The sequence below is a fragment of the Acidimicrobiales bacterium genome, assembly GCA_041394265.1.
Classification (GTDB): Bacteria; Actinomycetota; Acidimicrobiia; order Acidimicrobiales; family SZUA-35; genus JBBQUN01.
In genome coordinates this window covers 2243774-2267415 of the sequence record JAWKIO010000005.1, presented here as the reverse complement: position 1 = coordinate 2267415, position 23642 = coordinate 2243774, and the positions used below count along the sequence as shown (strand labels likewise).

The 23642-nt window shown below is 66.9% G+C and carries 22 protein-coding genes, 2 tRNA genes and 1 other RNA gene; 13 read left to right on the top strand and 12 right to left on the bottom strand.

Annotation, left to right across the window (positions count from 1 at the left end):
• The first annotated feature begins 10 nt into the window (after window positions 1-10).
• On the top strand, window positions 11-673 hold the full coding sequence (locus R2733_11150) for a response regulator transcription factor (GenBank protein MEZ5377054.1): 663 nt from the start codon (window positions 11-13) through the stop codon (window positions 671-673).
• The gene (locus R2733_11145; GenBank protein MEZ5377053.1) at window positions 666-1709 is read left to right on the top strand and encodes a PAS domain-containing sensor histidine kinase; all 1044 of its coding nucleotides are present in this window, start codon (window positions 666-668) and stop codon (window positions 1707-1709) included. The genes R2733_11150 and R2733_11145 overlap by 8 nt, the downstream gene beginning before the upstream one ends.
• An 11-nt stretch (window positions 1710-1720) precedes the next feature.
• Here R2733_11145 and R2733_11140 read toward each other — a convergent pair whose 3' ends face one another.
• Window positions 1721-2590 carry an aminoglycoside phosphotransferase family protein gene (locus R2733_11140; GenBank protein ID MEZ5377052.1) on the bottom strand — a complete coding sequence of 290 codons (870 nt, stop codon included), beginning with the start codon at window positions 2588-2590 and terminating at the stop codon, window positions 1721-1723.
• A 129-nt stretch (window positions 2591-2719) separates the two neighbouring features.
• Here R2733_11140 and R2733_11135 point away from each other — a divergent pair, with 129 nt between their 5' ends.
• Window positions 2720-3010 carry an STAS domain-containing protein gene (locus R2733_11135; GenBank protein ID MEZ5377051.1) on the top strand — a complete coding sequence of 97 codons (291 nt, stop codon included), beginning with the start codon at window positions 2720-2722 and terminating at the stop codon, window positions 3008-3010.
• Between the two features lie 15 nt (window positions 3011-3025).
• Here the strand turns inward: R2733_11135 and R2733_11130 are convergent, their stop codons facing one another.
• From R2733_11130 to R2733_11100, 7 genes are all read right to left on the bottom strand, one after another.
• Entirely contained in the window at window positions 3026-4750 is a 1725-nt protein-coding gene (locus R2733_11130; protein MEZ5377050.1) for an alkaline phosphatase D family protein, read from the bottom strand.
• 6 nt (window positions 4751-4756) lie between these two features.
• Window positions 4757-5599 carry a polyphosphate kinase 2 family protein gene (locus tag R2733_11125; protein MEZ5377049.1) on the bottom strand — a complete coding sequence of 281 codons (843 nt, stop codon included), beginning with the start codon at window positions 5597-5599 and terminating at the stop codon, window positions 4757-4759.
• Window positions 5596-6561 carry a diacylglycerol kinase family protein gene (locus R2733_11120; GenBank protein ID MEZ5377048.1) on the bottom strand — a complete coding sequence of 322 codons (966 nt, stop codon included), beginning with the start codon at window positions 6559-6561 and terminating at the stop codon, window positions 5596-5598. The genes R2733_11125 and R2733_11120 overlap by 4 nt, the downstream gene beginning before the upstream one ends.
• The gene (locus R2733_11115; GenBank protein MEZ5377047.1) at window positions 6558-7280 is read right to left on the bottom strand and encodes a phosphatase PAP2 family protein; all 723 of its coding nucleotides are present in this window, start codon (window positions 7278-7280) and stop codon (window positions 6558-6560) included. Before R2733_11115 ends, R2733_11120 begins: the two co-directional genes overlap by 4 nt.
• Window positions 7273-8130, bottom strand: coding sequence for a DUF1206 domain-containing protein (locus R2733_11110; protein MEZ5377046.1), 858 nt, complete (start codon window positions 8128-8130; stop codon window positions 7273-7275). Before R2733_11110 ends, R2733_11115 begins: the two co-directional genes overlap by 8 nt.
• A 165-nt stretch (window positions 8131-8295) precedes the next feature.
• Window positions 8296-8386 (bottom strand) — tRNA-Ser (locus tag R2733_11105).
• 19 nt (window positions 8387-8405) lie between these two features.
• Window positions 8406-9794, bottom strand: coding sequence for a serine hydrolase (locus R2733_11100; protein MEZ5377045.1), 1389 nt, complete (start codon window positions 9792-9794; stop codon window positions 8406-8408).
• Between the two features lie 82 nt (window positions 9795-9876).
• On the opposite strand from R2733_11100, the gene R2733_11095 reads away from it, so the two are divergent.
• Entirely contained in the window at window positions 9877-10557 is a 681-nt protein-coding gene (locus R2733_11095) for a DNA alkylation repair protein (protein MEZ5377044.1), read from the top strand.
• A 262-nt stretch (window positions 10558-10819) separates the two neighbouring features.
• Entirely contained in the window at window positions 10820-11857 is a 1038-nt protein-coding gene (locus tag R2733_11090) for an IS110 family transposase (protein MEZ5377043.1), read from the top strand.
• 134 nt (window positions 11858-11991) lie between these two features.
• On the opposite strand, the gene tadA is transcribed toward R2733_11090, so the two are convergent.
• On the bottom strand, window positions 11992-12531 hold the full coding sequence (gene tadA, locus R2733_11085) for a tRNA adenosine(34) deaminase TadA (protein MEZ5377042.1): 540 nt from the start codon (window positions 12529-12531) through the stop codon (window positions 11992-11994).
• Between the two features lie 111 nt (window positions 12532-12642).
• Here tadA and R2733_11080 point away from each other — a divergent pair, with 111 nt between their 5' ends.
• On the top strand, window positions 12643-13887 hold the full coding sequence (locus tag R2733_11080) for an MFS transporter (GenBank protein ID MEZ5377041.1): 1245 nt from the start codon (window positions 12643-12645) through the stop codon (window positions 13885-13887).
• A gap of 50 nt (window positions 13888-13937) precedes the next feature.
• Here the strand turns inward: R2733_11080 and R2733_11075 are convergent.
• Window positions 13938-14025 (bottom strand) — tRNA-Ser (locus R2733_11075).
• Between the two features lie 73 nt (window positions 14026-14098).
• Here R2733_11075 and ffs point away from each other — a divergent pair.
• The 4 genes from ffs (at window position 14099) to recR (ending at window position 17311) form a co-directional block, all read left to right on the top strand.
• Window positions 14099-14197, top strand: an RNA gene (ffs, locus tag R2733_11070) — signal recognition particle sRNA small type.
• A gap of 120 nt (window positions 14198-14317) precedes the next feature.
• Window positions 14318-16252, top strand: a complete 1935-nt coding sequence (gene dnaX / locus R2733_11065) for a DNA polymerase III subunit gamma/tau (protein ID MEZ5377040.1) — start codon at window positions 14318-14320, stop codon at window positions 16250-16252.
• A 109-nt stretch (window positions 16253-16361) separates the two neighbouring features.
• Complete coding sequence (locus R2733_11060) at window positions 16362-16709, top strand: YbaB/EbfC family nucleoid-associated protein (GenBank protein ID MEZ5377039.1); 348 nt, start codon at window positions 16362-16364, stop codon at window positions 16707-16709.
• Window positions 16706-17311 (top strand): recombination mediator RecR, encoded by a 606-nt coding sequence (recR, locus tag R2733_11055; GenBank protein MEZ5377038.1) that lies wholly within the window; start codon window positions 16706-16708, stop codon window positions 17309-17311. The genes R2733_11060 and recR overlap by 4 nt, the downstream gene beginning before the upstream one ends.
• A gap of 289 nt (window positions 17312-17600) precedes the next feature.
• Here the strand turns inward: recR and R2733_11050 are convergent, their stop codons facing one another.
• Together R2733_11050 and R2733_11045 are read right to left on the bottom strand one after the other, a co-directional pair.
• The gene (locus R2733_11050) at window positions 17601-18797 is read right to left on the bottom strand and encodes an acetyl-CoA C-acetyltransferase (protein MEZ5377037.1); all 1197 of its coding nucleotides are present in this window, start codon (window positions 18795-18797) and stop codon (window positions 17601-17603) included.
• A gap of 118 nt (window positions 18798-18915) precedes the next feature.
• Window positions 18916-20841, bottom strand: a complete 1926-nt coding sequence (locus R2733_11045; protein MEZ5377036.1) for a DivIVA domain-containing protein — start codon at window positions 20839-20841, stop codon at window positions 18916-18918.
• 131 nt (window positions 20842-20972) lie between these two features.
• Here R2733_11045 and ccrA point away from each other — a divergent pair, with 131 nt between their 5' ends.
• The 3 genes from ccrA (at window position 20973) to R2733_11030 (ending at window position 23609) form a co-directional block, all read left to right on the top strand.
• Complete coding sequence (gene ccrA / locus R2733_11040; GenBank protein ID MEZ5377035.1) at window positions 20973-22322, top strand: crotonyl-CoA carboxylase/reductase; 1350 nt, start codon at window positions 20973-20975, stop codon at window positions 22320-22322.
• A 63-nt stretch (window positions 22323-22385) separates the two neighbouring features.
• Window positions 22386-22787 (top strand): methylmalonyl-CoA epimerase, encoded by a 402-nt coding sequence (mce, locus tag R2733_11035; protein ID MEZ5377034.1) that lies wholly within the window; start codon window positions 22386-22388, stop codon window positions 22785-22787.
• A gap of 3 nt (window positions 22788-22790) precedes the next feature.
• The gene (locus R2733_11030; GenBank protein MEZ5377033.1) at window positions 22791-23609 is read left to right on the top strand and encodes a thioesterase family protein; all 819 of its coding nucleotides are present in this window, start codon (window positions 22791-22793) and stop codon (window positions 23607-23609) included.
• Window positions 23610-23642 lie beyond the last annotated feature (33 nt).

Below are 23642 nucleotides of genomic sequence, written 5' to 3'. Positions count from 1 at the left end.
AGGACACAACGTGAGTTCCAGCGACACTCCTATCACCGTCTTTCTTCTCGATGATCATGAGATCGTTCGAGTCGGCTTGAGCGATCTGATCGACGCCGAGGACGACATGAAGGTCGTCGGTCAGGCGGGTTCCGGACCGGAGGCGTTGCGGCTCGTCGGTCAGCTGGCACCCGACGTTGCCGTCCTCGATGTTCGCCTGGGTGAGGGGAACGGCATCGCTGTCTGCCGGGAGATCAAGGAGCAACACCCGGAGACTGCGTGCCTGATGCTGACGTCATTCGCTGACGACCAGGCACTGATCGATGCCGCCGACGCTGGCGCCTCGGGCTATGTCCTCAAGCAGATCCGCAGCAATGAGCTCATCGACTCGATTCGCAAGGTCGCCGGCGGCGCCCAATTGCTCGATCCGGCGATGGTTCGTCTGGGCACCGAGCGGTTGAAGGGCACCGAGGCGGGCATGCTCGAGGGGCTCTCGCCCCAGGAACGGCGCATCTTCGATCTCATCGGCGAGGGTTGTTCGAATCGCGAAATTGCCGACGAGCTGTTCCTGGCCGAGAAGACGGTCAAGAACTACGTGTCGAACGTCCTGTCGAAGCTCGGGATGCACCGACGCACCGAGGCAGCGGCGCTCGCCGCCCGTCTCGACGAGCGCCGGAAGAATCGTTATGAATGACACCACCGACGACGAAGTCGCACCCGGCCATACGAATCTCGTGAGCAGCAGGGCGCTCGGGTCCGAGTTCATCGACGCAGCGCCCGACGCGATTCTCGTCGTCAGGTCTGACGGCACCATTGCCGTCGCCAACCATCAGGCACTCGATCTGTTCGGTTACCGCCACGAGGAACTGGTGGGCTCACCGGTCGAGCTCCTCGTTCCACCAAGCTCGCGCAAGCGTCACGCCGAACACCGCTCCGGCTATCAGCAAGAACCTCGCGTCCGCCACATGGGAGAGCTGCAGACCCAGCTCATGGGGCGGCGGGCCGACGGGTCGAAGCTGCCGGTCGAGATCGGGCTGAGTCCGGTGGTGGTCGACGGGACGCCGTACACCATGGCCATCATTCGTGACGTCACCGAGCGGCTCAACATCGATCGCCAGCAGGCCGTGATGAAGCAGCGGCTCGCCGTCTCGGAGGATCGAGATCGCATCGCACGTGATCTGCACGACCTCGTCATCCAGCGCATCTTCGCTACCGGAATGCGCCTCCAGGCGGCGCTCAACGACCCGGATCGGCTCCGCGATCGAGCCACGGGCGCCATCAGCGAACTCGACGAGACCATCGCCGTGTTGCGCGAATCGATCTTCCGGCTCACCAGCCCGACCGAATCGCTCAGCTCCCGGGTCCGGAGCCTCCTGATGCACCACGACATCAGTGTGCAGTGCGACGTCGACCTCCATATCGATGACGACCTCGACTCCCTGCCGGACTCCCTCGGCGAGCACCTCGTTCCCACCCTCAACGAAGCATTGTCGAACGTGGTCCGACACGCTCGGGCCTCGTCCGTCACCATCAGCCTGGCGATCGAAGCGGGCTCCGCCCTCGCGGTGCGGGTCATCGACGATGGCATCGGGATCGACCCCGACTCGACCCCGGGCTTCGGGCTGGCCAACCTGCGCCAACGAGCACAACAACTGGGCGGCACCATGGAGATCCGCACGTTGCCCGACGGCGGCACCGACCTGGAGTGGTCCGTTCCGATCGAGCGCTGAGAATCCCGGCCTCAGTGCTCGAACGCGGCGAGCGAGCGCTCGAGGAACCGCTCGGTTGCGTCGAGCACCCGGGCTGCGGTGAGGTCGGTCCGACCGACGGCGTGCCATCCGCCGAGCCCCACCGGTAGCGGCAGCAGACCAAGGACCGCCATTATGTCCCACCACGGCGAGTACGGACCGAACGACGAGCGCTCGTTGTAGGCCGCCAGCATGGCGTCGGCGGCGTCCTCATCGCCGAGTACTGCCAGGTTCCAGCGAGCGTGACCAAGCTCGGCGTGCGGATGGCCGACGCAAGCGTTCACCCAGTCGACGACCACCGGCCCGGAGGCATCCCACAGCACATTGAGTGGATGCAGATCGCGGTGGAGAAGCACCGCTGAAGACTGGCTCGGAGCGTCGGTACGACCCGCGGCGATGGCGCGGCGCCAGAGCGCTTCGTCGCCGCCGTCGGGGACGGTCGGACGCTCGGGAGCCCAGCTCCGCCATTCCGGCAATGCGTGCTCACTCGGGAGCGGCACCGCTGCGATCGAGGCCGCCAACCTGCCCAGGTCCCCGGCTCGCTCGGCCACACTCGACGGCGTCGTCGCCAGCTCGCCCGGCACCCACGACATGGCCAACATGCCGTCGGCTGGCGACGACGCCAAGAGTCGGGGAGCCCGGACCGACGACGGCTGCAGCAGGGTGAGTGCCGTTGCCTCGGCGTCGATGAGCCCGGGTTCTCGCTGCCGCCACTCGAGGTCGGTGATGTGTCGGACGACGAATGATCGCCTGCCGCTGCGACAACGACGGATCTCCGACGACATCCCACCCGGAAGATCTGTCCACGCGTCGATGGGACCCAACACCTGCTCGGCCCAGACGATGCTCGGCGGCGGCGTCATCGTCGAGCGCCGACCTGTGCGACGGTCACGGGCGCGGACGACATACCGGTTAGGCTACGACTCCGGGACTCGGCGCGACGCGCCGCAACTCCACGTGTTCTCTCCACCCAATTGGGGCAGACTCGATACATGGGCCACGTGCGGATCACCCCACTCGGGCTGAGCGGGATCAGCGTCGCAGGAGCGATCGATGCCGCCACGGCTCCTGCGGTGGTCGCCGCGGCCACCTCCCATGGCGCGCTCGTGCGCCTCGACCTCAGCGGATGCACGTTCATGGACTCCTCCGGCATCAGCGCACTCATCGAGATCCATCGCCACTCGATCGATGGGGGTGGCTCGTTGTATCTCGTCGACCCGAGCGATGCGGTGACGCGGGTGCTCATCATCAGCGGGCTGATGGCAACGTTCAACGTCGAGTGATCGGCTGATCCCGGGCTACGTGCCCCTCGATGGCGTCGTGAAGTCCAGACGCATGATCTCCTCGCCATCCCATGTCAGTCCCCGCATCGTTGCCGTGATCGTGTCACCGCTGTCGGCGATCTCGAGCGTGGCGAATTGTCCGCCCGATGCACTGACCCCTTCGCTGTAGGGACCACCCTTGACGCTGCCAGGACGGTCGAGCGGCGCGGCGTGAAGGAGGGGGAAGCCCGGATACCCATCGGTCGAGTAGTCCGTGTTGGTTCCGTCGTCGATGGCGACCATGTGGGCGTCTCCGCTGATCATCAGCAGGTTGTCGATGTCGTTGTCGGCGATGACGTCGGCGATTTCCCGGCGTTCGACGGCGTAGCCACCCCAGTGGTCGGCGCCATCTTCGGCGGCTGCAATCCACGGCACCGGGTTCAGCCACACCACGAGTTCGTGAGTCTGCGAGGACTCGATCAGTTCCTGCTTCAACCACGTCTTCTGTTCGGGGCCGAGCATGCTCGGCGCGTCGGAGTTGTCGTCGTTCTGCAGGTTCCTGGCCGATCGGGCGTCGGTCAGGATGAACCGGACGCGGCCGACGGTGAACGCCTGGTAGATCGCCGACTCGTCACCGGAAAGGCCGTAGCTGGGCACGTGTTCCCGGTAGGCCGCCATGGCGGCCTGGCGGCTCGGCGAGTTCCCATCGGCGTCGTTGCCGCCGTAGTCGTGGTCGTCCCACATGTAGGCGACCGGCGTCTGGCGATAGAGCGCCGCTTGCGCCGGCTCGGACAACGTGAGGTCCATCACTTCTTGGTACCGGACCAGATCGTTCCGACCGTTGTCGCCGTAGTGGAAGTCGCCGGCGATCAGGTAGAAGAGTGGATCGAGGTCCGCGATGGTGTCGAACACTGCGCCGTTGGAACCGACCCGGGCGCAGGAACCGATGGCGACGAGGAAGGACGATGCACCCTCGGGAAAGGTCCGGAACGTGCCTGCCCGAGTGGTGTCGAGGTCGCCATCGATCTCGACGGCGTAGTGGTACTGGGTCGCTGGCTGCAGCTGATCGAGCTCGAAGCCGACCACTCGTCCCGATTCGTCCCGAGCGTCGACGACGACGGCATCGCTCAGGTCGGCTGACGTGGACAGCGCAAGGCGGGCCGTTTCGTAGTCATTTCGTGGATGGGCGCGGATCTCGGCGCTGGTACTCGTGACCGCGCCGGACCACACCCAAGCGATGGCCGATGGCGGAGGGGCCACGACGTCCGACTCGGGATGCGTCGGACCCCAGAAGTGGGCGTAGACCTGCTGACCGGCCACAAGGCCGGCGATCGCCATGGCCAACATGCCCGAGACGCCGACGATGGCCGGCCGCGGGGACAGATCGGCAAGGTCGATCAGCGCCCAACACAGCGCAGGCACAACGAGGACGGCAACGACGATCACGGCGTGCACGGCAACGAGCTGGTTGGCGGCGAAGGCAATCAGCGCCGCACCGGCAAAGGCGGCCAACGCCCCTCCGATGATCTCCCACCGGAGCGCGATCAGCATGGCGACCACGAAGATGGCGGTGACGACCGGACGCACCTGGTTGTCGAACGCGGCTCCACCCGGCCGATAGTCCAGCCATCCGTAGCGGTGGCCGAGCGCGCTGGCCAGCACCGCACCGACGGCGATGAGATAGCCGAAGCGTCGCAGCGTGGCGACCACGCGGTCGTCGAGCGTGAGTAGGGGCCGTGGGCCGGTCGATGGCGACGTCATCGACGCTCAGTGTGGCGGTTCGAGGCGGCGTCGAAGCTCGTCGAGATCGAATCCTGGCTGGGGATAGGAGGCGCCGAGCGAGTCGAAGGTCGCCAGAAGCAATTTGGCAATCACCCAATTGCGGTACCACTTGTGGTCCGCAGGGATTACGTACCACGGCGCGTGGTCGGTAGAGGTCGCCGCGACGGCGGCACCGTACGCGGCCTGATACTCGTTCCATGATCGACGAGTGTCGAGGTCGGACTCGGCGAACTTCCATCGCTTGTCATCACGGCGCAGCCGTCGTAGAAACCGCTCACGCTGCTCGTCATAGGAGAGGTGGAGCAGGCACTTGACGAGCGTCACGCCATCGTCGACGAGGCAGCGTTCGAACTCGTTGATCTCTCCGATCCGCCGTTCGACCACCTCAGATGGTTCCGTCTCGTCGACCACCGGCACGATGACATCCTCGTAGTAGGAACGGTCGAAGACACCGAGCTGACCTGGAGCCGGAAGGTTTGGTCGGAAGCGTTCGAGGAAGTGTTGCTTCGCCTCCTCCTCGGTCGGTTCCTTGTACGACGACACCCGGACGCCGGCCGGATTCATGTTGATGACGACGTGCTTGATCGTGCCGTTCTTGCCGCTGCAATCCAGTCCCTGCAGTACGAGGAGGACCGAGCGTTGCGCTTCGGCATAGAGGAGCTCGTGGGCATCGAAGAGGTCCTCCGACATGTCCGCAAGAGCCGACTTCGCGTCAGACTTCGAGCCGTCGAAGAGTGGGGTGGCCGCCGACTCATACCCGGCCAGGTTGACCGCTCCCTGGATGGGGCGAGCCCGCAGGACCTCGTCGAGCTCGGTGAGCGCGGTCACTTGGTGTCCTCCGGATCTCCCGTTCCGGCCTGGTGCACGCTCAGCGCACCCGGTGTGATCGAGAACTGCAGTTTCGTGGTCGGTGGACGATCCTCGCCGTCGAGTTCATACGGCTGGGCGATTGCGTGTTCCACCTCGATCGACGCACCCTGTGCTCGCCTCGCCAGGTCGAGACGTTGTTCCTTGCGGCGAACGAGTCGCCAGAGGATCGACCCCCACTCTCGCATCGTGGTGGCAGACATGACGGCGATGTCGAGCTTGCCGTCGTCGGGGGATGCATCGGGGAACACCTCGAGCCCACCGCTGATCTGTCCGAAGTTGCCGACCAGCACCATCGTCGACCAGCCATCGAACCAGCGGCTGCCGTCGATGTCGATCGTCGTTCGGGCTCGATCTGATCGGAGGTGCCTGATCGCCGACAGGACGTAGGCGGCCGTGCCGACCTTCGCCTTCAGCTTCGGATTGGCGTCGCGGATCATCAGCGCATCGAAGCCCGACCCCGCCATGACCGCGAAGGCCTCGTCGTTCACGACGCCGAGGTCGATTCGGCGACGATTGCCCACACCGATGCCCTCGGCGGCGTCGAGGCCGGCATCGATGCCGAGGTTCGACGCCAGGAGATTGCCGGTTCCCAGTGGCACGATGGCGAGCGACGTCGAGGTCTCAGACAGTGGTTCGAGGCACGCTCGAACCGTCCCGTCGCCCCCGCAGGCCACGACGATCCCCGCCCCATTGGCCACCGCCTCGCGTGTCTGGCCGGCGCCGGGATCGTCCGCGGTGGTCTCGACCAGCGTTGTCTCGTCGCCCAATACCGCTCGAAGTTCGGCTTCGTCCGGCGCACTCCCGCTCGCAGGATTCCAGATGGCGACGGTGTTCCCGGTGGCCATGGTGTTCCCGACGGCCGCAGTCTCGACGCGAGCGTAGGTCCCGGTGGCATCGTTTGGTGCAGTTTCAGGCGTCACGAGATCCATCCCTTCGTTTCAGGCTGATGCGGGCGGAGGATCCGGTGGCAGATCACGATCGACACGATGCCCAGCACCGTGCCGGCCACGACATCGGACAAGAAGTGCATGCCCTGATACATCCGCCCCCAGGCGACGGCGATCGGCAGCAGTACGGCCAGTGCAATGGCGACGAAACGAGCACGGGACGACTCGGTCCGTTGCATCACGATGATGGCGAGCACCGCATAGACGGTGGCGGCAGCGACATGGCCGGACGGAAAACTGGTGTCCACCGGCGAATCGATCAACCGTTCGACGTCGGGTCGGGGCCGACCAACGAGGCGAGAGGTCGTGAAGTACGCCGTGGCTTCGAAGGCCAGCGTGACGCCGATCAACGCCGCTTCGTACCATCGCCGCCAACGCCACACCGCCAGGCCGGCGAGCACGATCGACAGACCGATCTTCACCGGAGTGTTGGCCAGGAACACACTCCAGGAGGCAAGTTCGTTGGTCGAGGCCGATCGACCGGCGGCCAGGTCCTCGGCGGTGCGTGTGTCGAGCTCGACGACGGCGTTGGGTGCCGTCCATTGGGTGAGGATCTCACCCAGCACGACGAAGCATGCGATCACGGCGACCAGGGCGACGAGGAGCTGGACTGCTTCGGTCCGTCCCAGGGGCCAGGTGCGCTTCCACCACGGCGTGGCGACACGGTCGTTGGTCTGGAGTACGTCAGTCATTGCGTGGCCCCTCCAGATCACGGTGGCGAGCCGACAACCCAGCGAACACGCCGTAGGCGATGAAGCCGAGTCCTACCGCAACGCTGAGCGCTGCACCGACCGGGTGGTCCGCGAGCTGGCGTATCGAATCATCGAGTCCGGCGGCCTCGTCGGGGTCGAACAGCCATGCCGCCCGAATCAGGAAGCCTCCGATGATCCCCATCGACGCGCCGCGTGCAATCCAGCCGACGGTGCCGAGCCGGTCGATCATCGTGCCCTCGATGCCGTGGTCGCCCGACATCTGGTCACGGAAGCTGCGGGTCACGCCCTTCTTGATGAAGGCCGCACCTATCCCGATCACGACGAGCCCGCCGACGACGACCAGCACTCGACCGGCGGTCATCGAGAGCACATCCTTCACGGCGCCCTCGACCATCCGGTCCTCTCGCTCACCGGACGAGGACGACGATTGCCGGATCACGCCGACGATCGTCAGCAGCAGTGACGAGTAGATGCCGGCCGACACGAGATACCCGATGCGGTCGAGCAGGGCCCGCCCGGTCCAGTCCCCCGGCAGGACCGCCGTGAGCAGGCGCCAGATCGCATAGAGGGCAAGACCGACGCCAAGCGCCACCAGCAACACGCGCCCCGCCGGCTGCTCGGCGATCTTCTCCACGGCACCGGCCTGGTTGGCTTCCTCACCGCTCGACGACCCGAGAGCGATGCGGACGAACAGAACGCCGACGAGGAGGTAGACGAAGCCCTTGGCGACCCAGCCGGCACGGCCGACCACCTCGAACCGCTCACCGGCGTCCTCCGCCCGTTCTTCGATGTCGATGTCGGACAGGATGGCGGCGTCGTGGTTGGTCATGGTGAGCAGGGTCCTCGTGAGCGTGGCGCCGGGAGGATGCCCACTTCGCGCTCGGCCCAAACCTGCGTTCTCGATGCCGCACGGCGACCGGCAACCGGCGGCCAAAACCACGAAGGTCCCTGACTCGACCGGCGCCCGGGGCGACGGCTGATCAGGGACCTTGACTGGCGGAAGATAAGGGATTCGAACCCTTGGTAACACGAAGTGCTACAACGGCTTTCGAGGCCGCCCCATTCGTCCGCTCTGGCAATCTTCCGTTGGCGAGGTTAGCGCCTTCAGTCGCTCCCACCGACCTCATCGAGTGCGGGACCGAGGTCGCGGAGCACGGCGAGGAGATTGGCGGCCTCGAACTCGTCGACCGGGCCGGTCTCCGACACCACACTTCCTGCGGTCACGAAGGCACGGCCGTCCTCGGTCGAGGTCCACCACACCATGGTGATCAGGCCCGGCTCCGACCCGCCCTTGAACGCAATCGTGTCCCAGGACGACCCGGTCGCGGGGACACCGGGGTTCATCGAGAGGATCTCGAGCGCCGTTGGGTCGGCCGTCAGCCACACCATGGCGTCGCAGAGCGCCGTCGGGCTGGCGAACCACTCGAGCTCGTCGACCAACACCGGCTGCGACAGGTCGACGCCACCGGCGGTCGGCAGCGGCGCCGCCGCCACCCGATCGGCCAGGATCGCCCGGCGACCCGACTCGTCGGCCGAGACGAACTCGCGACCGAGCTCCGGATCGCCGAACTTCAGCACGAACATCTCGCGCGTCGTGAGGAAGGGACGGTTGCGGTCGAGGGCGTCGTTGCCCATCGGAACGAGCATGTCCTCCACTGCCGCCCGTCCGACCAGGTCGATGAGATGGTCGGTGGCGGTGTTGTCCGAGATCGAGATCATCGCCTCGGCAAGTTCGCGAACGGTCATCACCGTTCCCGGCTCGAGGTCCTGCACCGTGCCCGACGGGAGGCTGTCGAGTTCGTCTCGAACCGCCACCTCGGTGTCCCATCCGATCGAGCCATCGTCCATGGCGTGGACCACCGCCCCGAGGACGTAGAGCTTGAACGCCGATCCCAGCGGCATGATCTCGGTGGCCCCCCGGTCGACCACGGCACCGCACGCTCCCTGCGAGGCGTCCATGACCGCGGCGCGCAGGTCGCCGAGTTCCGTCAACCGAGCCACGGCATCCTCGACCGAACCCGGTGCGTCGAAGGCTCGGTCGGGCGAGAAGAACAGGCCAGAGATTCCGTCGGGGCCAATGGCGACATCGAGCAGTACGAGGTCGCCGCCCGCTGCCTGGAGTTCGTAGGTCGCCATCGACCCCGCCACCGATCGCGCCGGTCCGAGCGTCCACGGCCCGTCGGCCGCCACCTGTGCGACCACGGTGGCGAAGTCATCGAACGGGAGCGCCTCTCGGAATACTGGGGCGAAGGCCGCGTCGTAGACCGCCTCGTCGAACGGGCTGCCGTTCAGGAGATCGACAACCAGGACAGCCGCCTCGTCGGTGGTCGTCGGCGTCGACGCAGTGGCTTCGGCGGCCACCGCGTCACCGGCCGATGTCACGGTGGTGTCGGTGGTGGTCGTCGGCTCGGCGTCGCCCGACGAATCGGATCCGCACGCGACGACCAGGATCGAGGCAGCGGCGACGACAGCAATGGCGGTGGAGCGAACCATCGTCGAAGTGTCGCAGGGTCTGGGTCCCGGGCGGTCGCGGTCGCACCGCCTTCTCCCCGAAACGGCTGCTATGACATGGCGTGTGCCTCCGACGCTGCTCGCTCGCCTCCCTGAACTCCGTGACGACTTCGAGGCCGTCGCCGACCCGGTGCGAGCCGTGGAGATGGCCGCCTACATGAAGGGGCACTTCGAGTTCCTCGGGCTACCGGCTGCCGTCCGGAGGTCGGCGCAGAAGCCGGTGCTCAACGCATCGGCCCGGGCGTCGAACTCCGAACTGCTGGCGTTCGCCGACGCCTGCTGGGACGAAGACGAGCGCGAGTTCCAGTACACAGCGGCCGACGTCCTACGCAAGCGGGCGGGTGCGCTCGAACCGGCCGACCTTGCCCGGGTTCGCGCCCTCATCGTGACCAAGTCATGGTGGGACACCGTCGACTCCCTGGCGGTGCACGTGGTGGGCGCACTGGTGAAGGCGCACCCGGACCTCGGTGACGAGATGGATGCATGGATCGGTGACGACGACCTCTGGGTGGCGAGGACCGCCATGCTGCATCAGCTCATGTGGAAGGACCACACCGACGCGGATCGGCTGTTCGCCTACGCCCGGCGCAAGGCAGGCCATCCTGACTTCTTCATGCGGAAGGCCATCGGCTGGGCGCTTCGCCAATACGCCCGGACCGACCCCGACGCCGTTCGGGCCTTCGTCGAGGATCTCGGCGACACCCTGTCACCGCTCTCCCGCCGAGAAGCGCTCAAACACCTCTGACTGTGAGTCTGTAGCTGCGGCCACCGCGCTCGTGGTGTGCTGTGGTCGATGGCCTGGTGCGTGACTCGAATTCTGACTGACCGCAGTGTCTTGTTGGGGACATGTCCGCATCCGGTCATCGGCCCCGGCCCTGGCCGGAGTGACTGGCCTGATCAGGAGCTCGACCGCCAGCTGATCCCTGGCGTGTCCCATCACAGTCCCGCCGATCTCCGCCCTGGACCGGAACCTCACGTTCCACGTTCAAAGGAGAAACGCAGTGACCATGCTGGCAGAAGTCGTCGACGTCGTCATCGGAGTCGACACCCACAAACACACCAACACCGCCGCTGTCGTTGCGGCATCGACCGGCGCCGTGATCGACAGCATGACCGCCTGCACCGATCTCGGTGGCCATCAGGCACTGCTCGAGTTCGCTGGGAATCACGGTGGCCTGCGGGTCTGGGCGATCGAAGGTGCGAACGGATATGGCGCCGGTCTCGCCCGTTGCCTGGCCGAGCGCGGTGAATGGGTGGTCGAACTCGATCGACCGAAACGAGCCAACCGTCGCCACGGAGCGAAGTCCGACCCGATCGACGCCGTTCGTGCTGCTCGTGAAGCACTCAGCCGTGAGCACCTGAGCGAGCCTCGCTCTGACGGGGAACGCCAAGCGCTCGCAGTTCGGCTGGCTGCCCGCCGCCTCGCTGTCGATAGCAGCACCGATACTCAACGCCAGATCCACGGGCTCGTCGTTGTCGCTCCCGAGCAGCTCCGGTCGAAGCTTCGGGGCAAGACCACGGCGGAGATGCTCAAGATCTGTTCCCGTCTTCGTGTGGATCCACGCTGGGACGTGGCGACACGTGAGACCGCACTCGTGTTGCGTTGTCTCGCCCGCCGGGCGATCAACCTTGCTGAGGAAGCCCGGGAGCATGAACGAGCGATCCTTCACCTCGTCCGCGCCTGGCGCCCAGACTTGTTGGACAACTGTGGTGTCGGCCCGATCGTGGCGGCGACCGTGCTCTGCGCCTGGTCACATCCCGGCCGCGTTCGCTCCGACGCTGCGTTCGCGATGCTTGCCGGCACCGCTCCGATTCCAGCCTCGTCGGGAATGACGATCCGGTATCGGCTGAATCGGTCCGGTGATCGCCGTCTCAACCAGGCCATCCACACCGTCGTCGTTACCCGCATGCGGGTCGATCCCGAGACCAGGGCCTACGTCGAGCGGCGCCGCGCCGAGGGCAAGACCGATCGGGAGATCAAACGTTGCCTCAAGCGATACGTCACGCGACAGCTCTTCCGCCAGCTCGAACATCACACCGCTTGACACGACATAGGAGCGTCCTCCAGCCCGCACCGCCTCCAAACCCACGCAACTTTGGGGAGTTGACACCTCTGAGCGGCATGAACTCTCCAAAGTTGCTGGGGGGTGGTGGGAGGTGGTGGGAGTGCAGGGGCCGGTCAGCGGTGGGGGGCGAAGAACGACGTGAGTAGTTCGGCGCACTCGGCCTCGAGGACGCCGGGCACGATGTCGATGCGGTGGTTGAGCCTCGGGTCGTCGCCGACGTTGTAGAGGCTGAGACAGGCCCCGGCCTTCATGTCGGCGGCGCCGTAGATCACGGACGCCACCCGGGCGTTCAGGAGCGCACCAGCGCACATCAGGCACGGTTCGAGTGTGACGACCAGCGTGCAGTCATCGAGCCGCCAGCGGCCGAGTCGTTCCGCCGCGTCGCGCAGCGCCAACACCTCGGCGTGCGCGGTCGGATCACCGGTGAGTTCACGCTCGTTGTGTCGGGAGCTGATCAGCGCCTCCCCTTGGAACACGAGGGCACCCACTGGCACGTCGCCATGTTCGAGGGCTCGCGCTGCCTCGGCCATGGCCAGACGCATCACACGCTCGTGCTCGTCGGTCACGCCGAACCAGGTGGCGGCCTGCGATGCCGGCACCTCGTCGGTCGGGGCGCCGGCGGGAGGTACAGCATCGGACATCGGTTCGGTCACGGCCGCAATGTAGTGGTGAACCTGTCCGGTACGCACGAGCGCGCACCGGGCTCAGGCGATCGTGTGCACGCCCGGGCGATCGCCTGCACACTCGGGCGATAGCGTCCAGCGGTGGCCCGGATCGTGTCGATGATCGCGCCGGACCGTCTGGGGTCCGACTACCGCCAGATGCTGGCCTCATCGTGGGTCACGAACCTGAGCGATGGCGTCGCCCTTGCGGCCGGGCCCTTGCTCGTTGCGTCGCAGACCCGCAACCCGACGCTGATTGCAGCCTCCGCCGCGATGGCCTGGCTGCCGAACCTGCTGGTCGGGCTGTACGCCGGCGTGCTCGCCGATCGGCTCGACCGGAAACGGCTGATCGCCACCGCCAACCTCGCCCGGGCACTGGTGCTCGGCGTCCTGAGCGTGTTCATCGTGACGTCGACCGAGAGCGTCTGGGTGGTGCTCATCGCCCTGTTCCTGCTGGGGGCAGCCGAGTCGTTCGTCGACACGTCGGCGTCGTCTCTCCTTCCGATGCTGGTCGAGTCCGACGACATCGGGGTCGCCAACGCCCGGCTCATGTTCGGGCACATCACGATCAATCGGCTGATCGGCCCACCCTTGGGCGCCGTCCTGTTCACCCTCGGCATGGTGGTGCCGTTCGTCGCCCAGATCGTGGCCGTTCTCGCCGGTGCCGCGCTGGTCCTCACCATCGCCGCGCCGACCATCGCGTCACCGACCGTCATGTCGGACGGAGAAGGTGCGGGCAGCAGCGTGCGCACCGAGATCGTCGAAGGTGTCCGTTGGCTTTGGCGGCATCCGCCGATCCGGACACTCACGCTCACGATCATCACGTTCAACGTCACCTTCGGGGCGGCGTGGTCGATCCTCGTGCTATACGCGCTCGAGCGGCTCGGCCTGGGCGAGATCGGTTTCGGCCTCCTCACCACCGTCGGCGCCGTCGGCGGCCTGCTCGGGACCACGATCTACCCCCGACTGGAACGCCATCTCTCACTCGGCAACATCATGCGGATCGGTCTGCTGATCGAAACGTTCACGCACTTCGGGCTGGCGATGACGACCAGCCCATGGGTCGCACTCCCGATCTTCTTCGTGTTCGGCGCGCACGAGGCCGTCTGGGGAACGGTGGCCACGACGGTGCGTCAGCGGGCGGTCCCTCCCGCCTTCCAGGGCCGGGTGACCAGCGTGTACCTGACGGGCGTCTACAGCGGCCTCGTCATCGGCGCCGTCGTCGGCGGCCTGATCGCCGGGCGGTGGGGCGTGACCGGACCCTTCTGGTTCGCCTTCGCCGGCTCGGTCGCCATCCTGACCACGATCTGGCGCCAACTCGACCTCATCGCCCACGCGGGATCGTGAGCGGGAACGAAGCGAGCCGGTGCCACTGGCACCGGCTCGGTTCGCGTCGTTGGCGGAGGAGGTGGGATTTGAACCCACGGAAGGTTGCCCTTCACACGCTTTCCAAGCGTGCCGATTCGGCCGCTCTCGCACTCCTCCAGTTGGGTGCCCAGGTTGACCTGACCACGAATCCGATAGGCTAGCGGACGTTCCACCTGCTTTGGCAGGTGACGGTCGGACCCTGTGCGACCGAACGCCGTGAACCGAGTCAGGGCCGGAAGGCAGCAGCTCTCAGCGGAACGTTCGGTGCGCCGCAGATCGTCTGGCCGTCACTTGCGAGAGCAGGTGGTTCGCCGTTTTGGGCACCGCCCGTGTCGAGGTTGCACCCCGCCGGCGGTCGCTCGAGACACCGCCGCCCGGGTCTGTCGGTGCTCACCGGTAGGCTCGAATCGTGGCCTATCAGTCCCTCTACCGCCGCTACCGGTCGCAGAACTTCGCCGAGATCAAGGGCCAGTCCCATGTCACGAAGGCCCTACAGACGGCGGTCGCCGAGGGGCGGCACAGCCATGCCTATCTCTTCAGCGGTCCCCGTGGCACCGGCAAGACCAGCACCGCCCGTGTGCTCGCCAAGGCGCTGAACTGCGAGAACCTCACCGACGGCGAGCCTTGCGGTGTCTGCAAGAGTTGCGTCGACATCCAGAACGGCACCTCGTTCGACCTCCACGAACTCGACGCCGCGTCGAACAACAAGGTCGACGACATCCGGGAGCTGATCGGCAAGGTGGCACTCGGCTCACCGGGGCGAACAAAGGTGTACATCCTCGACGAGGTGCACATGCTCACGTCCGGGGCCGAGAACGCACTCCTGAAGACCCTCGAAGAGCCACCCGAGCATGTCGTGTTCGTGCTCGCCACCACCGAGCCGCACAAGGTCGTGCCCACGATCCGGAGTCGTACCCAACACTTCGAGTTCAACCTGCTGCCCGGCGACGACCTCGATCAGCACCTGCGCTACGTCATCGCCGACGCCGGGCTCGACATCGATGAAGAGGGCATCGAGTACGCCTTGCGACAGGGCGGCGGCTCGGCTCGCGACACGCTCTCGGCCCTCGATCTCGTCGCTGCCGCCGGCGGAGTCCCCAAAGGATCCGACATCGGGGTCGAACTGGCGCTCGCCATCGGCGACGGCGACGCACCCGGCACCATCGCGGCGGTCGAGCGGGCCATCGAGGCCGGCCGCGAGCCACGGATCATCGGCGAGACCACGGTGGAAACCCTACGCAATGCCTTCCTGGCATCGATGGGGGCGCCACTCACGCAGCTGAGCGAGACCGCCCGGAAGGCGTCGACCGAGCTGGCCGACAAGCTCGGCCCGGCCACCATCACCCGCTCGCTCGAGATGCTCGGGCAGGCGCTCGTCGACATGCGACAGGCACCCGACCAGCGGGTCCCGCTCGAGGTCGCACTCCTTCGCCTCTCGCGCCGAGACGGCGCCGACACCGCCGGCCTCCTCCAGCGCATCGAACAACTCGAAGCCCAGATCGCCGCGCTCGCTGCCGGTGGAGTCGCGGCGGCGCCCAGCACAGCGCCCTCCGGTCCTGCACCCCAACCTGCACCGACCGCCCCGGTCCCCGAGGCACCAGCGGCAACCCGATCCGCCACCCCCGCCGCACCGCCCCCGCCGTCGGGTGCTCCGCCACCACCCGCCCGTCGCTCGGCACCGGCCCCCACCTCGCCGCCGGCATCAGGAGGCCCGGCCGACCTCGCTCGGGCCAACCTGGCCGAAACCCTCAACGCGTCGGCTGCGTCAGCCCCCGCCTCGCCATCGGACGCCACGGCGACCCCGGCACCAGCGGCAACCCCTCCAGCCGCCGCACCGACACCCGCTCCCCCGCCGGCACCAACCCCGGCGGCGGCAGCGCCGAGTGGTACCACCAAGCCGTTCTCCATCGGCACCCTGACCGCGGCACTCGACGCCGGCCTGCTCGACTCGGTGTCCCAACGAGCTCGGGTCCGCTTTGCCGCCGCCTCGCCGACCGCCGCCGACGACGGTGCCGGCACGGCCACGTTCGCCGTGCCCAACAACTACTACCTCCCGCGTTGCGAAGACGTCCGCCCCGAGATCGAGACCGCGCTGCTCCAGCACTTCGGTCGTGCGGTCACCGTCATCATCGAGGTCGACGACAACGCCCCAAAAGCGGTGAGGCCACCGGCGGCTGACCAGCCGGCAGCGGCCCCGCCCCCAACCCCCGAGATCGATGACGAAGACATCGGCGACATCAACGAGCTGGAAACGGCCACCAACATCGCAGGGTCCGGTATCGAGCGCCTCACCCAGGCGTTCCCTGGCTCCCAGGTGATCGAGTCGTTCGACAGCCCGCTCTGACCACCTCCGCGGCGATCCGTCGGGTCGAGGCGGAGAAACCGGCACCGCGTGACGCCGCGCGCCATCGCGCTCACTACGATTGGGGTTTCGCCTTCCCCAGGAGCGTCCCATGAGCGATTCGGTCGAACCCGCAGGCCTCGATTTCGGAGCCCTGCTGCAGCAGGCGCAGGCCATGCAGGAGCAGATGGTCGCCGCCCAAGAGGCCCAGGCCGCCCAGGTGGTCACCGGCACCGCCGGTGGCGGCAAGGTGTCGATCGAAATGACCGGCGGCGGCCAGTTCGTGAGCGTGTCGATCGCTCCCGACGTGGTCGACCCCGACGATGTGGAACTCCTCGAGGAGCTCGTCCTCGCCGCCCTCCACAACGCCACCAGTCAGGTGGCCGACCTCCAGCAGGAGGCGATGGGCGGCATCGATCTCGGCGGTCTCGATCTCGGTGGGCTGCTCGGGGGATCGTGAGCGTCTACGCCCGCCCCGTCGAAGTCCTCATCGACGAGCTCGGCCGGCTGCCCGGCATCGGGCCCAAGTCGGCCCAGCGCATCGCCTTCCATCTCCTGAAGGTCGATCCGATCGATGCCCGCCGCCTGTCGGACGCCATCAACGACATGAAGGAACTGGTCTCGTTCTGTGACCGCTGCTTCAACGTGGCCGAGGGCGAGCACTGCGAAATCTGCGCCGACACTCGACGGGATCAGCACGTCCTGTGTGTGGTCGAGGAACCGAAGGACATTGCGGCCGTCGAGAAGACCGGCGCCTTCAACGGCCGCTATCACGTGCTCCAGGGCTGCATCAACATGCTCGAGGGCATCGGGCCCGACCAACTCAAGATCAAGGAACTGGCGCTGCGGGTCGCCACCGAGGACATCACCGAAGTGATCCTCTGCATGAACCCGAACATCGAGGGCGAAACCACCGCCGGCTTCATCGCCACCAAGATCCTCGCCCCGTTCGAGATCACGGTCACGCGTCTCGCTTCGGGATTGCCGGTGGGCGGCGACCTCGAATATGCCGATGAGCTCACGCTCGGACGTGCGCTCGAGGGTCGTCGCACCTTCGCCTGACCCCCGATTCGACGAAGCGGCGAGCTGGCGAGTGCTGCGTCGATCGGGCCGACGCGTGCCGTCACACGGCTGCCGTCTGGGTGGCATCTGGCTCCAGACGCGACAACCGGGTCGGCGGGGAGAGGATCACCGACCCGGGAGTCTTCAGATTCGGCGGCCTGACCACTTCGACCTGAGAAGGTCGCCGAACGTCTTATGTCGGTTACGTTACGACATTGACGCTTCTGTGACAAGTGCACGGTGTGGGTATCTTTACCCAACTCGGGGTGCCTTTTTGATTACATCAACGTTATTTGACGCTCTTTAGGAGCACGGCATCGCCCTGCCCGCCACCGCCGCACAGGGCGGCAGCGCCGTAGTCGACATCGGATCGCCGCATTTCGTGCAACAACGTGAGTGCCAAACGGTTGCCGGAGGCCCCAATCGGGTGCCCCAGGGCGATCGCTCCGCCGTTGACGTTGACCACGTCGTCGCTGATGCCAAGATCGGCCATGGCGGCAAGGCCGACCGCGGCGAATGCCTCGTTCAGCTCGAAGAGTCCCAGGTCGGAGAGGGTGAGCGACGACCGCTCGAGCGCATCGACGATGGCGCGAGACGGTTGGGTCAACAGTGAGGTGTCGGGTCCGGCGATCTGGCCGTAACCAACGACTTCGCCCAACGGGGTGACCCCGACCGACTCGGCCTTGGCCTTGCTCATCATGACCACGGCGGAGGCCCCGTCGGAGATCTGTGAGGCGTTGCCTGCGGTGATGTTGCCCGACGCGTCGAAGGCAGGCCGGAGACCGGCCAGGCTTTCGGCGGTGGTGTCGACGCGTACCCCTTCGTCGACCGAGACCGTCAACGGGTCGCCGCGACGCTGGGGCACCTCGACCGTCACGATTTCGTCATCGAAGAGCCCGTTCTTGATGGCGGCGGCCGCACGAGCGTGCGACTGGGCCGAGAACGCGTCCTGGGATTCTCGGCTCAATCCCGCCGACGCGGCGTACTTCTCGGTGCCCGCACCCATTGCGCAGACATCGAAGGAGCAGAACAGACCGTCGAACATCATGGAGTCGACCACGGTCTTGTCGCCCGCTCGATACCCGGCCCGGGCACCCGGGAGCAGGTAGGGAGCGTTGGTCATGGACTCCATGCCGCCGGCAACGACCACGTCGGCCAGCCCAGCCTGGATCAACTGGTGCCCGAGGAAGATCGTGTTGAGGCCGGAAAGACACACCTTGTTGATGGTGGACGACGGCACGGTCATGGGGATCCCCCCGTTGACCGCCGCCTGACGGGCGGTGATCTGCCCGGCACCGGCCTGGAGCACCTGGCCCATGTAGACGTAGTCGACATCGTCGCCGCTGATCCCGGCCCGCTCGAGCGCCGCGGCGATGGCGAAGCCGCCGAGTTCGGTGCCGGGGAAGCCGGCGAGCGAGCCGCTCAGCTTGCCGATCGGGGTTCGTGCCCCGGCAACGATGTAGGAACCTTCTGATGACGTGGCCATGCGTTGTCCTCCTCGAACGAGTGTCGGAACGACACTAGCCACGCGGCTGCACACCGCGACGGAGAACGCGACGATGCCCCCGACCGCCGCAACGGTCGGGGGCATCGTCGATGCGTGGTCAGTTCTGGTTGCCTCGAGCGCTGTCGACGGCCCGCTGCATCGCTTCACGCACAAGCTTGGCCAGTGCGTCCTCGTTCTCCGGGGTGTCGATGTCGGCGAGGGCATCGGACGACCCGGAATCGGCGGCGTCAAGCGAGTCACCGCCCGCCTCGACGGCGTACTCGAGCGTCGGAGCGCCTTCGTTCTCGTCGGGGATCAAACCCTCGAGCGGATCGATCACGGCACCGGGGTCGTTCGAGCCGGTGTCGAAGACGGGGGCGTCGATACCGACGGGGGCGTCGAAGCCCGGAGGAGGGGGCGGGGGCGGAATCGCACCTTCACTGCGGGTGAAGAAGTTGCCACCGTGCTCGGACGGACCGAAACCGGGGGGAGGAGGCGGCGGCGTGATCGCCTCGGGAGCCGGCAGGTCCACCATGCCCGGAGCATCGGCGTCGGTGTCGGCGGGAGCCTCACCGAGCGACTCGATCACGGCTTCGGCGGTCATGCCGCCATCGTCGGCAGCGGCCGCTGCTTCAAAGGCGTCGGCGGCAGCGGAAGCGGCATCGACAGCGTCGGGGTCGATCTCGTCATAGCCGGCAGCTTCGTAGGCGGACGACTCGAATGACTCGGCCTCGAATGATCCGGCTTCGAACGACGACTCGACAAGACCGGCCTCGATGATGTTCGCATCGGCGAACTCGTCGCCACCAGCGGCAGGCTCGGCGGCAGCCGCCTCGTGGCCGACCTGACCGAGCGCCACCTGCTGTGCTTCTTCGAGCACCAGGTCTTCGGTCCCGGCGGGGAGGCCGGGGACCGGCTCGGCGTCGAGCCGAGCAAGTGCACTCTCGAGCTCCTTGCGAGCGGCAGCGATGCGGTCCTTCGAGGCGGTCTCGGTGGTTCGCAGCATGTCGATGCGACGCTGCGCCTGCTCCATGTTGGCTCGCACCTTGGTGCGAATGATCTCTTCGGACTCCTGGCGGATGAACTCCGACTGGGCCCGAGCTTCCTGCAACAGGGTCGAGACTTGCGCACGAGCGTCAGAGAGTTCGGCGAGCGCCTGCTCTCGCTCGGCGGCAACCTGGGCTTCGGATTCGGTGACGGCCTGCTCACGGGAGCTGAGGCTCGCAACGCCGTCGTCGATCGCCTGCTGGCGGAGGGTGACGGCTTCGGTTTCGGCCTGGCTGATGGTCTGCCCGGCCTCGGCGCGAGCAGCGTCGAGTTCGGCGGCGGCCCGGGTGCGGAGCTCGGTGGCGTCGGCCAGGGCGTGCTCGCGGATCTCGGCGGCTTCGGCCTGCGCATTGGCCAGCGCCTCCTCGGCGGCAGCACGCATGGAGGCGGCGTCGGTGTCGGCGGCGGCGCGGACCTCGATCGAGTAGCTCTCGGCAGAGGTGCGGAGTTCATCGGCGGCGGCTGCTGCTTCGCTGCGAGTCTGCGTGGCGTAGTCGTCGGCACTCGAGCGGATCTCGTCGCTGGCGGCCATCGCCTCGGCGCGAGTCTGGGCAGCGTCGGCGTTCGCCTGGTTCCGCACCTGTTCGGCGGTCTCCTGGGCGTCACGCAACAAGTTGGCGATGCGATCGCCCAGCACACCGAAGCGGTCGGCCTCGATCTCGGGCGACGAGCCGCTCAACGCCGCCGGCGGCGTGGCGACGGGCTCGGGAAGGCGGGTGCCAGGAGCCCCGAGGTCGGGCAGATCACGAGCAGGGAGGTCGTCGATTCGCGGAGCGAGCGTGGGCGGGGCCGGGCGGGTGTCGACACGGGGCAGCTCGAGGTCGCTCGACGGCCGCTCGGTGGCAGGTGCGCCACCGCGTGCGGCGTCGACCTCGGCCTCGAGGTATCGGACTTCGCCGGCGACACGGCGCAGGAACGCTCGCACCTCGGCTTTGTCGAACCCGCGCAATGCGGAGCCGAACTCACGTTGTTCGATGTCTTCGGGACGCAAAACCACGGACGGATTCCTCCTCGCTCAGACTATTGGATCGGCAGCAGCCGTTTTTCTGTGAGACTTTCGGAAGCAGTTTTACCCAACAGCGTGCCGCCACTTTGAGCGCGCAAGCCGTCTGCCGGTACCGTTCCCCGATGCATGACTTCCGTGAAGCCATAGAGAACGACGCCAGCCCCGAAGAGCTTGCCGCACTTCCGATCCCCGAGAGCTATCGGGCCGCCTACGTCCAACGCAGCGACGCTGCGATGTTCGAGGGCATGGAGTCCAACGACAAAGATCCCCGCCAATCGATCCACGTCGGCGAGGTGCCGACGCCGGAGCTGGCCCCCGACGAGGTCTATGTCGCCGTGATGGCGAGCTCGATCAATTTCAACACGGTCTGGACCTCGATCTTCGAGCCGCTGCCCACCTTCGGCTTCCTCGACCGTCTCGGCCGAGAGAGCCAGTGGGGCGCACGCCACGCCCTCGATCACCACGTGATTGGCTCCGATGGCTCCGGCGTGGTCCTGCGCACCGGGTCGGCCGTCCGCAACTGGAAGGTGGGCGACAAGGTCACGATCCACTGCAACTACGTCGACGACCAAGACCCCGACGCCCACCGCGACTCGATGCACGCCGCCAACCAGCGCATCTGGGGATTCGAGACCAACTTCGGCGGCCTGGCCGATCTCACGGTCGTGAAGGCCAACCAGCTCATGCCGAAGCCGGCGCACCTCACGTGGGAGGAGTCGGCGGTCAACGCGCTCTGCGCCGCCACGAGTTACCGCATGCTCGTGTCCACCAACGCTGCCGGCATGAAGCAGGGCGACACCGTGCTCGTTTGGGGTGCCACCGGTGGTCTCGGCGGCTACGCCATCCAGTTGGTCCTCAACGGTGGCGGCTACCCGATCGGCGTCGTGTCCTCTCCCGACAAGGCCGAACTCCTCAACCAGATGGGTTGTGAGGCCGTCATCGATCGACGGGCCGAGAACTACCAGTTCTGGTCCGACCCGCACACCCAGGACGAGAGCGAGTGGCGCCGCTTCGGCAAGCGCATCCGTGAACTCGTCGGCGATGATCCCGACATCGTGTTCGAACACCCGGGGCGCCAGACCATGGGTGCGTCGGTGTTCGCGACCAAGCGTGGCGGCACCGTGGTCACCTGCGCCGCCACCTCGGGCTACATGATCGAATACGACAACCGCCACCTCTGGATGAAGCTGAAGCGGATCGTGTCGAGCCACTTCGCCAACTACGCCGAGGCGTGGGAGATGAACAAGCTGATCGACCGGGGCGCAATCCAGCCCATCCTGTCGGCGGTCCACGATCTCGATCACGTCGGCGATGCGGCCTACCAGGTGCATCACAACCAGCACGAGGGCAAGCTCGGCGTGCTCTGCCTGGCGTCGGGTGAGGGCCAGGGCATCACCGACCAGGCCAAGCGTGAGCGCATTGGCGAGGACAAGATCACCATGTTCCGCCGCCACGCCGATTCACTGAAGTAGTCGCCTGGTCGCCGGCCTGCCCCGGCGACCGGATCAGAGCAACGAACGACCAGGGAGCATCCCATGCAACTCACCGCCATCGACCACATCGCCATCGCCGTGCGCGACCTCGAGGCCGCAATCGCCTACTACCAGGAGGCCTTCGGGGCCGAAGTCCATCATCGCGAGATCGTCGAGAGCGACGGTGTCGAGGAGGCGCTGGTGAAGGTGGGCGAGTCCTACATCCAGCTGACCGCCGCCACCCGACCCGATTCCCCCATCGCCATCTCGATCGAGAAGCGAGGCGAGGGACTCCACCATGTTGGCTATCGGGTCGAGAACTGCCAGGAAGCGCTCGACCAGATGGTCGCGGCCGGAGCGAAGGCGATCGATCAGGCGCCCCGACCGGGTTCGCGTGGCACCACCGTTGCCTTCGTGCATCCGAAGGGCAGCTTCGGGACACTGATCGAACTCGTCCAGGAGTAATCCTTGACGGTCGAACGATCGGCCCCGCCGACGAACCTGGTCGAGCTCCTCGAACTCGAACAGCTCGCGGCGGGGCTCTTCCTCGGTCGCAGTGCTGCCCGGGGACGAGAGCGGGTCTACGGCGGCCAAGTCGTCGCGCAGGCGCTCACCGCCGCCCGCTCCACGGTCCCCGACGACCACAAGGTCCACAGTCTCCACGGCTACTTCATCCGCGCCGGCGACGAGACCGTGCCGATCGTGTTCGACGTCGACCTCATCCGAGACGGCCGATCATTCACGACCCGCCGGGTCGTCGCTCGCCAACCGGGCGGCGCGATCTTCAACCTTTCGTGCTCGTTCCATCGTGACGAACCCGATGTCGAGTTCTCGCGAGCTGTCGCCGACCTCGCGGTGCCCCCGCCCGACGAGTGCATCCACGAGGAGTGGGACGACATCTCCGACGTCCGCACCGTGCCCGGCACCGAGCCCGGGCGGGCCATCGCCTGGATCCGCAACGCCCTTCCCGACCGACTGCCCGACGACCCGTGGGTACACACGGCCGCCATGGTCTACGCCAGCGACCACATCCCGATGGACGCCGTCTGGAGCGGCAACACCGAGGCGCAGGGGTACGGCGAGGGCACGCACATGGGGGCGAGTCTCGACCATTCGGTCTGGATCCACCGGGAATCCCGGGCCGACGAATGGCAGCTCTACGACATGCGGTTGCAGTCACTCCAGGGGTCACGGGGCGTGGCCCATGGCACCGTGCACAGCGCCGACGGGGTACTCATCGCCACGGTCGCCCAAGAGGGACTTCTCCGCCGGATTCGCCAAGTCTGATCCGACGCAACAGACTCGCCATCGTCCGAGCCA

What these genes read in the sequence shown, in the direction of transcription:
- R2733_11130 (MEZ5377050.1), bottom strand. Translation starts at nt 4,750, where the DNA reads ATGACGTCGCCATCGACCGGCCCACGGCCCCTACTCACGCTCGACGAC.
- R2733_11060 (MEZ5377039.1), top strand. Translation starts at nt 16,362, where the DNA reads ATGAGCGATTCGGTCGAACCCGCAGGCCTCGATTTCGGAGCCCTGCTG.
- R2733_11135 (MEZ5377051.1), top strand. Translation starts at nt 2,720, where the DNA reads ATGGGCCACGTGCGGATCACCCCACTCGGGCTGAGCGGGATCAGCGTC.
- R2733_11090 (MEZ5377043.1), top strand. Translation starts at nt 10,820, where the DNA reads ATGCTGGCAGAAGTCGTCGACGTCGTCATCGGAGTCGACACCCACAAA.
- R2733_11110 (MEZ5377046.1), bottom strand. Translation starts at nt 8,130, where the DNA reads ATGACCAACCACGACGCCGCCATCCTGTCCGACATCGACATCGAAGAA.
- ccrA (MEZ5377035.1), top strand. Translation starts at nt 20,973, where the DNA reads ATGCATGACTTCCGTGAAGCCATAGAGAACGACGCCAGCCCCGAAGAG.
- R2733_11140 (MEZ5377052.1), bottom strand. Translation starts at nt 2,590, where the DNA reads ATGACGCCGCCGCCGAGCATCGTCTGGGCCGAGCAGGTGTTGGGTCCC.
- mce (MEZ5377034.1), top strand. Translation starts at nt 22,386, where the DNA reads ATGCAACTCACCGCCATCGACCACATCGCCATCGCCGTGCGCGACCTC.
- R2733_11145 (MEZ5377053.1), top strand. Translation starts at nt 666, where the DNA reads ATGAATGACACCACCGACGACGAAGTCGCACCCGGCCATACGAATCTC.
- R2733_11050 (MEZ5377037.1), bottom strand. Translation starts at nt 18,797, where the DNA reads ATGGCCACGTCATCAGAAGGTTCCTACATCGTTGCCGGGGCACGAACC.
- R2733_11115 (MEZ5377047.1), bottom strand. Translation starts at nt 7,280, where the DNA reads ATGACTGACGTACTCCAGACCAACGACCGTGTCGCCACGCCGTGGTGG.
- R2733_11100 (MEZ5377045.1), bottom strand. Translation starts at nt 9,794, where the DNA reads ATGGTTCGCTCCACCGCCATTGCTGTCGTCGCCGCTGCCTCGATCCTG.